Raw genomic sequence first — 9,018 nt, 5'->3', positions numbered from 1 at the left:
CCGAAGCTTTTGGTGAAGGGAGTCGCAAAGCCTCTGCCAGGCAAGGCAATAAATGTGACGAATATTTTGGCGATTGGTTAACAGAACCCAGGGGTCTAGTAGACGGCTGGCGAGCGGAAATAAATCAGCTTTTCGCTATTTAGTATTGCTAATGTTTTCCGCTGGCTTACCAGCCTGCCAGGACGGCGGGAAGCTCGCTCAAGCTGCGGACCTCCGCATCCGGTTGGCCAGGCCCCTGCCAGGGATGCTGCAGGGGATTGAACCAGACGGCGCGAATGCCGGCGCGCTGGGCGCCCTGGACGTCATCCACGGGGTTATCGCCCACGTGCACGGTGGCTTCGGCGGGAATGCCGGTGAGGCGCAGCGCTTCGCGAAAGGGCGTGGGATCGGGTTTGCCGATGCCCAGCTGCTCGGCATTCAGGGCAAAGCGGAAATAGTCGGCCAGGCCGATGGTCTGGACGTCCGCATTGCCATTGGTCAGCACCCCCAGGGTGTAGCGATCGGCTAGCTGCTCCAGGGTGGGATGGACGTCGTCGAACAGGGTGACCTGCTGGCGGGCGGCCAGATAGACCGCGAAGCCGGCTTCGGCCAGCTGCGCCGCCTCGGGTTCGCCATAGCCGGCATCGAGCAGCGCCTGATGGATGACCCGGCGGCGCAGCTCGCTGACGCGGTGCCTGAGACCGGCGTCCTCTTGCAGCAGGCGATCGCGAATCGCCCAGAGGTGCTCGACCGGCACGCTGCCCAGCCGCGGCGCGGAGGCGGCGAACCAGTCACGCAGCAGGGCTTCGGCGGAGTGGATGACCGGGGCGATTTCCCAGAGGGTGTCGTCGAGGTCGAAGGTCACGAGGCGAATCGTCATCGGCTGGCCTTGCGCTTGGCGCGGGGGTGCGCCTTGTCATAGACCTCGGCGAGCTGGCCGAAGTCCAGGTGGGTGTAGATCTGGGTGGTGGCGATGTCGGCGTGGCCGAGCAGCTCCTGGACCGCGCGTAGATCGCCGGAGGCACTGAGCATGTGGCTGGCGAAGCTGTGCCTGAGCATGTGCGGATGCAGATGCTGGCCCAGCTCGCGCACGCCGGCCTCGCGCACCCGCAGCTGTACCGCGCGGGGCGTCAGGCGCAGACCGCGCTGGCCGATGAACAGGGCGTCGTCACGCGGTGCGGCCTGGAGCCGGACCTTGAGCCAGGTCTCCAGGGCGTCGCGGGCCTTGCTGCCGATGGGCAGCACCCGCTCCTTGTTGCCCTTGCCGCGCACCTGGACCAGGCCCTGGGCCAGGTCCACATCCGCCAGGTCCAGCCCCACCAGCTCGGACAGCCGCAGCCCGGAGCTGTAGAACAGCTCCAGCAGGGCCTGGTCGCGCAGGGCGAGGAAGTCGTCCTCCACGGCGCCGTCGAGCAGCTGCATGGAGCGGTCGACATCGAGCACCTTGGGCAGGGCCTTCTGCGCCTTGGGCGGCGAGAGGCCGTGGGCCGGGTCCTGGCTGCAGTGGCCTTCGCGGATCAGATAGAGATAGAAGCCGCGGCAGGCCGACAGCAGCCGCGCCAGGCTGCGACTGGAAGCGCCGGCCCGGTGCAGCTGGGCGATCAGGGCGCGCAGGCGCCGACTGTCCAGGCCGCCCCAGTCGCCCAGGCCTTCGGCTTCGGCGAAGCTCAGCAGCTTGCGCAGGTCGCGCCGGTAGCCGTCGAGGGTGTGGGGCGAAACCTGGCGTTCCAGGCGCAGATGATCGAGATAGGCATCGAGCTGGACCTGCATGCTCCGCTCCCGGGCTCAGCGCACCGTACGCAAGGGGACGGGAAAGCGCGGCAGGACCCGCGCCAGGACTTCCGCCACATGGCTGAGGAACAGCGTGCCCAGGCTGCTGCGATAGTGCTGGGGATCGGGACTGCCGATCGCCAGGACGCCATGCAGGCCCTGGTGGGAGAGGGCGGCGACGGCGGCGGAGCCGACCTCTTCCTTGGCCGAGTCACCGAACAGGAAGGCCAGTTCGTGGGCGCGCAGGACGCCGCTGGTGGTCTTCTCACCGCCCAACAGGCCACCGATCACCTTTTGCGCCTCGGCGGGGGTGACGCTGCGGCCGACCGGCAGGGGATGCTCGTGGAACAGGATGAGGCCGACGTAGGGCACCTTGAATTCATGACGCAGGCTGTCTTCGACGGTGCCTATCACCTCTTCGAGGCTGTTGGCGTCGAGCAGGCCGATGATCAGCCGACGGGTCTTGTCGAACAGCCGGTCGTTGTCCCGCGCCACGTCCATCAGGTGGGTCAGGCGATGGCGCATCTCGCCGTTGCGATCGCGCAAGAGACCGAGTTGCCGCTCGACCAGGGAGATGGCGGTACCCCGCTGATGGGGCACGCGCATCTCCGCCAGCAGCTCTTCGCGATCGGCGAAGAAGTGCGGATGGTCCAGCAGCCAGTCGGCGACCTGGTCCGCGGTCAGTTCGGGGGTGTCGCTCATACTCTTACCTGGCCTTCGTAGACACGGGTGGCCGGACCGGTCATGAGCACCGATTGACCGACGCCGTCCCACTCGATGTTGAGCAGGCCGCCCGGCAATTCGATGCTCACCGGCGATTTCAGCCAGCCCTGGCGGATACCGGCTACCGCGGCGGCGCAGGCACCGGTGCCGCAGGCGCGGGTTTCGCCGACACCGCGTTCCCAGACCCGCAGGCGGGCGCGCTGGGCGTCGATGACCTGCAGGAAGCCGATATTGGCCTTTTGCGGAAAGCGCGGATGGCATTCCAGCTTGGGCCCGAGGGTCAGCACCGGCGCCTGGTCGACGTCGGCGACGCGCAGCACGCCATGGGGATTGCCCATGGAGACCACCGCCAGCTCGACCGTCTCGCCCTCGACCTGGACGGCATGACTCAGGGTCTCCGTCTCGGCGATGAAGGGGATCTCGGCCGCCTGCAGGCGCGGTGCGCCCATGTCCACGCGGACCTGGCCGTCGCCCTTGAGCAGCAGCTCGATGATGCCGCCCTTGGTCTCGACGCGGATCTGCTTCTTGACCGTCAGGCGCTTGTCGAAGACGAAGCGGGCGAAGCAGCGGGCACCGTTGCCGCACTGTTCGACCTCGGAGCCATCGGCGTTGAAGATGCGATAGCGAAAGTCCACGTCCGGGGTGCTGGGGGTCTCGACGATCAGCAGCTGATCGAAGCCGATGCCGGTCTTGCGGTCACCCCACAGACGGACGTGCTTGGGCTGGATGTGCGCGTGCTGGCTGATCAGGTCGAGGACCATGAAGTCGTTGCCCAGACCGTGCATCTTGGTGAAGCGCAGTTGCATGGAACTCCCCTCAGGCCGGCAGCCGGCTCTCGCCCGCGAAGAGTTCTTCCAGCGTCTCGCGCCGACGGACCAGGTGCGCCTGGTCGCCATCCACCATCACCTCGGCGGCACGGCCACGGGTGTTGTAGTTGGAACTCATGGTGAAGCCATAGGCCCCGGCGGAGCGGATGACCAGCAGATCGCCTTCGGCCAGGACCAGCTCGCGGTCCTTGGCGAGGAAGTCGCCGGTCTCGCAGATGGGGCCGACCAGGTCGTAGCGGCGGGCATCGCCCTGGCGCGCGGTCACCGGCTCCACCGCCATCCAGGCCTGGTACAGCGCCGGACGGATCAGGTCGTTCATCGCCGCATCGACGATGGCGAAGTCCTTGTGGGCGGTGTGCTTGAGGTATTCCACGCGGGTCAGCAGGACGCCGGCGTTGGCCACGATGAAGCGGCCGGGTTCGAACACCAGGGTCAGGTTGCGCCCGGCGATGCGCTCGCGGATGGCCTGGATGTAGTCGCCGGCCAGCGGCGGCTGCTCGTCGCGATAGCGCACGCCCAGGCCGCCACCGAGGTCCAGATGGCGCAGGACGATACCGCGCTCGGCGAGGCGGTCGATCAGCGCCAGCAGGCGGTCGAGGGCGTCGAGGAAGGGCGGCAGGGTGGTGAGTTGGGAGCCGATGTGGCAGTCCACCCCGAGGATGTCCAGGTTGGGCAGTTCGGCGGCGCGGGCGTAGACCGCCTCGGCGTCGGCGATGTCGATGCCGAACTTGTTTTCCTTGAGGCCGGTGGAGATGTAGGGATGGGTACCGGCGTCGACGTCGGGATTGACCCGCAGCGAGATCGGCGCGACCACACCCAGCTCCGCGGCCACCTGTTGCAGCCGTTCCAGCTCGTCGGTGGATTCGACGTTGAAGCAGTGCACGCCCACTTCCAGGGCGCGGCGCATGTCGTCACGGGTCTTGCCGACTCCGGAGAACACCACCCGGTGCGGATCGCCACCGGCGGCCAGGACGCGCTCCAGTTCACCACGGGAAACGATGTCGAAGCCGGCGCCGAGGCGGGCCAGGACGTTGAGCACGCCGAGGTTGGAGTTGGCCTTGACGGCAAAGCAGACCAGGTGCGGCAGACCGGCCAGCGCATCGGTATAGGCGCGGTACTGGCCCTCGATGTGCGCTCGCGAGTAGACGTAGGCGGGGGTGCCGAATTCCTGCGCCACGGCGCTCAGGGCTACCCCTTCCGCATGCAGTTCACCTGCACGGACAGCGAAGACTTCCATGGTGGCTCCTTAGAACACGTCGTGGCGGTGTTCTTTGGCGGCTTTCTGGTCGTCGGGCAGGTACAGCGGGCCTTTCTGACCGCAGCCGGCCAGCAGGCAGGCGCAGGCGATGAAGAGAAGAGACAGGCGCTTCATGACGCTAAACCTTTATTCAGGCGAATATTGCCCGGAGTATAACGGGGTTGAACGACTCTTTGACACGCCCGGATGGCTGAAGCGCAGCTGCCGGCCGCCGTCGCGACTGGACGTCATCTGGGCGGCCCGCTACCGTGCGGCGATTCTTTCCCTTCTTTCGAGGATCGTCATGAGCCGGCTCAGCGAAGCGCAATTCCATCACCTCGTCGACCAGACCCAGCGTCAGGTCGAGGACGCCTATGACGACAGCGGTCTGGACCTCGATCTGGAAAATGCCGGTGGCGTGCTGACGATCAAGTTCGACAACGGCAGCCAGGTCATTCTCAGCCGCCAGCCCCCGCTGGTGCAGCTCTGGGTGGCCGCGCGCTCGGGTGGCTATCACTTCGACTGGGATGGCCAGAACTGGATCTGCGACACCTCGTCCGAAACCCTCGGCGCGCTGCTGGTGCGGGTGACCCTGGAGCAGACCGGCGAGAGCGTGACCCTGCCGGGGCTGTAACGACCTGCGGTCGGTGCGGCTTGACCGCTGCCGAGACCCCTGTGCTAGCGTGACCTGACGGCGCCTTTCGAGCGCCGTTTTCTTTTGCCGCCTCAGGCGGCTTCCCGCTGGGCGCCTGCCGCCCGTCATCCCCGGTGGTCCGGCCGCCTCCCGCGGCGGGGATCGCACCGTCTCGTCCTCCAGGAGTCCGCCATGCGCCATGCATCGCCCATTACCGTTTCCGCCGTCGACCTGCCCCGTCTCGAACGCCTGCTCGATGCCCTGCCCGAATTCGGCCCCGTGGCCGAGGCCCTGGACGAGGAACTGGCCCAGGCCCGGGTGGTGGCGCCCGAGGAGATCGGCGCGGTGGTCACCATGAATTCGCGCGTACGCTGCCGCGAGACCGATACCGGCAAGGAGTACCAGGTGGTGCTGGTCTATCCGGAGGACGCCGGTGGCGAGGGACGGGTTTCGGTGCTGGCGCCGGCCGGCAGCGCGCTGCTCGGAGCCACGCCCGGCGAGCACCTGAGCTGGCCGGTGCCGGGTGGCAAGGAGCAGCAGGTGGAGCTGCTGGCGCTGGAGCCGGCCGAGGCCTAGTCGTCCGCGATCTCGGGCAGGTCCGGCAGGGCTCGCAACAGGCGCTCGTAGTGGGCGCCGTCGAAGGGCCTATCGGCGTCGAGCATGGCAGCGATCTCGCAGGACAGCGCCTGAGCCATCAACAGCACCGCTTCCTCGCGGTCATAGCCGACCAGGGTCAACTTGTTGAGTACGGCCTGCACATAGCTCGGCTCGCCGGCGGCGAGCTGATTCTCCACCGCTTCGATTAGATGCGAGGAGACAAAGGATTCTTCGTCATCGGCGTGGTCAATCATGTCTGGATACCTTTTGTTACAGTGCGACCCCTGATGCCGGCCTGGAGTCTTCTCGATGATCACCTGCTATCGCCTGTCCGCCGACGAGCTGGTCGCCCAGCCCCTGTCGCCGGGAGACCCGCTGCCCGCGGATCTGCTCTGGGTCGATCTGCTCGACCCCAGCGAGGCAGAGGAACGCTATCTCGAACAGGCGCTGGCGATGGACATCCCCACCCGGGAAGAAATCGCCGAGATCGAGGAATCCTCGCGACTCTATCAGACCGACCAGGCCCTGCACCTGACCACTACGGTGGTCAGCGGCTTCAGTGAGCATCAGCCGCAGGCCTCGGTGGTCAATTTCGTGCTGACCCCCGACTGGCTGGTGACGGTGCGCTACGCCGAGCTGGCCGCCTTCAAGGCCTTTCTGGGCAAGGCCCAGCAGCAGGCACGGCAGCACTGTCGCAGTGACGTCATCTTCGCCTCGCTGCTGGACAGCCTGGTGGACCGCGTGGCCGACATCCTTGAATCGGTGCAGGCGCACCTCAATCGCCTGGCCAAGGCGGTGTTTCGCGAACCCCTGGATCCGCAACAGGAAAAGCAGCAGCCCAAGACCGACCTGCAATCCATCGTCAAGCAACTGGGCCGCAGCAACCAGCTGCTGGCGCAGCTCAGCGAGAGCCTGCTGGGCATCAATCGCATCGTCTCCTACCTGCGCCGGGCCGGGGCGACCTGGATCTCCGGCACGGCCAAGACCTGGTTCAAGACGCTGGAACGCGACGTCCGCTCGCTGAGCGACTACCAGGCCAAGATGAACGGCGAGATCGGCTTCCTGCTCGACGCCACCCTGGGCCTGATCAGCGTGGAGCAGAACAATATCGTCAAGGTGTTCACCATCGCCTCGGTGCTGTTCCTGCCGCCGACCCTGGTGGGCACCATCTACGGCATGAACTTCAAGGTCATGCCGGAGCTGGACTGGCATTTCGGCTATCCGCTGGCGCTGGGCGCCATGGTGGTCTCGGCGCTGATTCCCTATGCCTGGTTCAAATTTCGCCGCTGGTTGTAGCCGGCGGCATCCATCGCACCTCGAGGAGGCAAAGCTATGCGTATCGGATTCATCGGCCTGGGCGGCATGGGCCAGGGCATGGCCGCCAATCTGCTCAAGGCCGGTCATGAGGTGGTGGTCTGGAATCGCTCCCCGGAGCCGGTGCAGGGCCTGGTCGCCCAGGGCGCCCGCGCGGCGGCGTCGCCCGCGGAGGCCTTCGAGACCGAGGTGGTCTTCAGCATCCTGGCCAATGACGCGGCCACCCGCGAAGTGATCCTCGACAGCGGCGCCCTGCAGCGGGCGCAGGCCGGGCTGGTCCACGTCAGCATGGCCACCCTGTCGGTGGCCCTGGTCGACGAACTGGCCGCGCGCCATACCGAGGCCGGCGTGGGCTACGTGGCGGCGCCGGTGTTCGGGCGTACCGACGTGGCCGCCAGTGGCCAGCTCAACATCGTGGTGGCAGGGGATCCTGAAGCGATCGCGCGGGTCCAGCCACTGCTCGATGTGCTGGGGCGCAAGACCTGGCCGGTGGGCGCGGAGCCGCGGCAGGCCAATGTGGTCAAGATCGCCGGCAACTTCATGATCGCCAGCGCCATCGAGACCATGGGCGAGAGCACCGCCCTGGCGCGCAGCTATGGCGTGGAGCCGGCGGCGCTGCTGGAGATCCTCACCAGCACCCTGTTCGCCGCGCCGGTGTACCAGAATTACGGGCGCCTGCTGACCGAGCGAAAGTTCTCGCCGGCAGCCTTCAAGCTCAGCCTGGGGCTCAAGGACGTCGGCCTGGCCCTGGCGGCCGGCCAGGAGAAGGCGGTGCCGCTACCCTTCGCCAGCGTCCTGAGGGACAACCTGCTGGAGGCCGTCGCCCAGGGCGAAGGCGATCTGGACTGGATCGCGCTGGGGCAGCGGTCGCACAAGAAGGCCGGCCTCGACTGAGAGCCCGCTCAAAGTCTGCTGCGCGTCGGCCAAACTACGTTGAAAAGGCCTTCGGAATGCTCATTTACCACTCGTAAACTCCGCTTCCTCAGGCCTTTTCGCCTTGTTTGGCTCTAGCTCGCGAGCCTTTGAATAGGCTCTCGCGGCTACTTGCAGGCGGTGCCCAGCGCCGCCAGCGACAGCGGGTAGAATTGCAGGTTGTAGCCCGAGGTCTTGGCCTGGCTGCAGCGCTTGGTGCTGTAGAGGCCGTAGTCGATGATCATCACCGGCTTCTTCTGGGTGCGGAAGTAGCTGTAGGCGTTGCACTCGGCGTAGTCGTAGCAGCTCTCGTTGAGGGCGAAGTCGAACTTGGTGTAGAGGCTCGGCACCAGGTCCACGGCGTTCTTCAGGCCCACCAGCAGACTGCGCTTGTGCGCCTCGTCGGCCAGCCAGTTGAGGAAATCCAGCTGCTGGGCCCGGGTCAGCTTGAGGCCGTTGGGGTTGCTGAAGCCATCGACGTTGTCCGGGTCCACTCCCTGGCAGCCCTTCTGCACGGCCAGGTCCAGCCGCTTGGCCAGCAGCACGCGGACGTCGGCGCGACGGATGTCCAGCCAGCGCTCGCCCGGCCAGGCGTCCAGCGCCTTGCCCAGGGCGGCCTTGGGATAGAGGGCGGCGTCGGGCCGCCAGTCTTCCCAGGTGCCGGCGCTGAAATAGCAGATCACCGTCTTCCCATTGCCCTTCAGATTGGCGATCACCGCCTTGCTGGTGTCATAGAGATCGATGTCGTAGAGGGTGCGATTGGGCTTTTGCAGCACGCCGTTCAGCTGGACATGCCAGGTGAGCGTCTGTGGCAGCGGCGGCGGCAGGGCGGCCTGGCTGGAAGCCGCGGCGAACATTCCGCAAAGCAGGAGGGAACAGGCTGAAAGGCGCATGAGACTTGACTCGAACGGCTGGTCAAGCCTCAAGTATCGGCTGCCGGGTCTCCTTCCTGAGCACCAGTCGTCGTACCTATCAACGGCTGGTCGGCGCTCGTCCGACCGGCTTTCAGGCCTCCTGCGCGGAGA

At 66.6% G+C, this 9,018-nt stretch carries 12 protein-coding genes; 4 read left to right on the top strand and 8 right to left on the bottom strand.

All coding sequences use genetic code 11. From position 1 onward, the window contains the following. Positions 1–166: 166 nt before the first annotated feature. The 6 genes from OXS31_RS09025 to OXS31_RS09000 are packed head-to-tail and all read right to left on the bottom strand — an operon-like array spanning position 167 to position 4,671. The gene (locus OXS31_RS09025; protein WP_027598162.1) at positions 167–859 is read right to left on the bottom strand and encodes an HAD family hydrolase; all 693 of its coding nucleotides are present in this window, start codon (positions 857–859) and stop codon (positions 167–169) included. Next, positions 856–1,749 carry a tyrosine recombinase XerC gene (gene xerC, locus OXS31_RS09020; protein ID WP_007161382.1) on the bottom strand — a complete coding sequence of 298 codons (894 nt, stop codon included), beginning with the start codon at positions 1,747–1,749 and terminating at the stop codon, positions 856–858. Before xerC ends, OXS31_RS09025 begins: the two co-directional genes overlap by 4 nt. A 15-nt stretch (positions 1,750–1,764) precedes the next feature. Next, positions 1,765–2,451: a DUF484 family protein gene (locus tag OXS31_RS09015; RefSeq protein WP_007161381.1), complete on the bottom strand. Its 687-nt coding sequence runs from the start codon at positions 2,449–2,451 to the stop codon at positions 1,765–1,767. After that, entirely contained in the window at positions 2,448–3,278 is an 831-nt protein-coding gene (gene dapF, locus OXS31_RS09010) for a diaminopimelate epimerase (protein ID WP_007161380.1), read from the bottom strand. The genes OXS31_RS09015 and dapF overlap by 4 nt, the downstream gene beginning before the upstream one ends. A 10-nt stretch (positions 3,279–3,288) precedes the next feature. Beyond that, positions 3,289–4,536, bottom strand: a complete 1,248-nt coding sequence (lysA, locus tag OXS31_RS09005) for a diaminopimelate decarboxylase (protein WP_074583502.1) — start codon at positions 4,534–4,536, stop codon at positions 3,289–3,291. A gap of 9 nt (positions 4,537–4,545) precedes the next feature. After that, positions 4,546–4,671: a lipoprotein gene (locus tag OXS31_RS09000; protein WP_007161378.1), complete on the bottom strand. Its 126-nt coding sequence runs from the start codon at positions 4,669–4,671 to the stop codon at positions 4,546–4,548. A 169-nt stretch (positions 4,672–4,840) separates the two neighbouring features. On the opposite strand from OXS31_RS09000, the gene cyaY reads away from it, so the two are divergent. Both cyaY and rnk read left to right on the top strand, forming a co-directional pair. Beyond that, entirely contained in the window at positions 4,841–5,170 is a 330-nt protein-coding gene (gene cyaY / locus OXS31_RS08995) for an iron donor protein CyaY (RefSeq protein WP_044341122.1), read from the top strand. A 192-nt stretch (positions 5,171–5,362) separates the two neighbouring features. Next, a complete protein-coding gene (gene rnk, locus OXS31_RS08990) occupies positions 5,363–5,746 on the top strand; it encodes a nucleoside diphosphate kinase regulator (protein ID WP_007161376.1) in 384 nt (127 codons plus the stop codon). Here the strand turns inward: rnk and OXS31_RS08985 are convergent. After that, positions 5,743–6,021, bottom strand: a complete 279-nt coding sequence (locus OXS31_RS08985; protein ID WP_027600343.1) for a hypothetical protein — start codon at positions 6,019–6,021, stop codon at positions 5,743–5,745. The two genes, rnk and OXS31_RS08985, sit on opposite strands and share 4 nt — an antisense overlap. Positions 6,022–6,076: 55 nt before the next feature. Here OXS31_RS08985 and OXS31_RS08980 point away from each other — a divergent pair, with 55 nt between their 5' ends. Continuing rightward, positions 6,077–7,063, top strand: coding sequence for a magnesium transporter CorA family protein (locus OXS31_RS08980; RefSeq protein ID WP_007161374.1), 987 nt, complete (start codon positions 6,077–6,079; stop codon positions 7,061–7,063). 36 nt (positions 7,064–7,099) lie between these two features. Next, on the top strand, positions 7,100–7,975 hold the full coding sequence (locus OXS31_RS08975) for an NAD(P)-dependent oxidoreductase (RefSeq protein ID WP_074583503.1): 876 nt from the start codon (positions 7,100–7,102) through the stop codon (positions 7,973–7,975). 146 nt (positions 7,976–8,121) lie between these two features. Here OXS31_RS08975 and OXS31_RS08970 read toward each other — a convergent pair whose 3' ends face one another. Continuing rightward, positions 8,122–8,850, bottom strand: a complete 729-nt coding sequence (locus OXS31_RS08970; RefSeq protein ID WP_027598169.1) for an endo alpha-1,4 polygalactosaminidase — start codon at positions 8,848–8,850, stop codon at positions 8,122–8,124. Positions 8,851–9,018 lie beyond the last annotated feature (168 nt).

Origin of the sequence: Pseudomonas sp. GM_Psu_1, from assembly GCF_026544185.1 — a bacterium.
Taxonomy (GTDB): Bacteria; Pseudomonadota; Gammaproteobacteria; order Pseudomonadales; family Pseudomonadaceae; genus Chryseomonas; species Chryseomonas oryzihabitans.
The sequence above is the reverse complement of the archived record's forward strand: the minus strand, read 5'-3'. Positions and strand labels throughout refer to the sequence as shown.

Coding starts and splice junctions, on each gene's coding strand:
- rnk (WP_007161376.1), top strand. CDS start 5,363: ATGCGCCATGCATCGCCCATTACCGTTTCCGCCGTCGACCTGCCCCGT.
- cyaY (WP_044341122.1), top strand. CDS start 4,841: ATGAGCCGGCTCAGCGAAGCGCAATTCCATCACCTCGTCGACCAGACC.
- OXS31_RS08970 (WP_027598169.1), bottom strand. CDS start 8,850: ATGTTCGCCGCGGCTTCCAGCCAGGCCGCCCTGCCGCCGCCGCTGCCA.
- OXS31_RS08980 (WP_007161374.1), top strand. CDS start 6,077: ATGATCACCTGCTATCGCCTGTCCGCCGACGAGCTGGTCGCCCAGCCC.
- lysA (WP_074583502.1), bottom strand. CDS start 4,536: ATGGAAGTCTTCGCTGTCCGTGCAGGTGAACTGCATGCGGAAGGGGTA.
- OXS31_RS09025 (WP_027598162.1), bottom strand. CDS start 859: ATGACGATTCGCCTCGTGACCTTCGACCTCGACGACACCCTCTGGGAA.
- OXS31_RS09015 (WP_007161381.1), bottom strand. CDS start 2,451: ATGAGCGACACCCCCGAACTGACCGCGGACCAGGTCGCCGACTGGCTG.
- OXS31_RS08975 (WP_074583503.1), top strand. CDS start 7,100: ATGCGTATCGGATTCATCGGCCTGGGCGGCATGGGCCAGGGCATGGCC.
- OXS31_RS08985 (WP_027600343.1), bottom strand. CDS start 6,021: ATGATTGACCACGCCGATGACGAAGAATCCTTTGTCTCCTCGCATCTA.
- dapF (WP_007161380.1), bottom strand. CDS start 3,278: ATGCAACTGCGCTTCACCAAGATGCACGGTCTGGGCAACGACTTCATG.
- OXS31_RS09000 (WP_007161378.1), bottom strand. CDS start 4,671: ATGAAGCGCCTGTCTCTTCTCTTCATCGCCTGCGCCTGCCTGCTGGCC.
- xerC (WP_007161382.1), bottom strand. CDS start 1,749: ATGCAGGTCCAGCTCGATGCCTATCTCGATCATCTGCGCCTGGAACGC.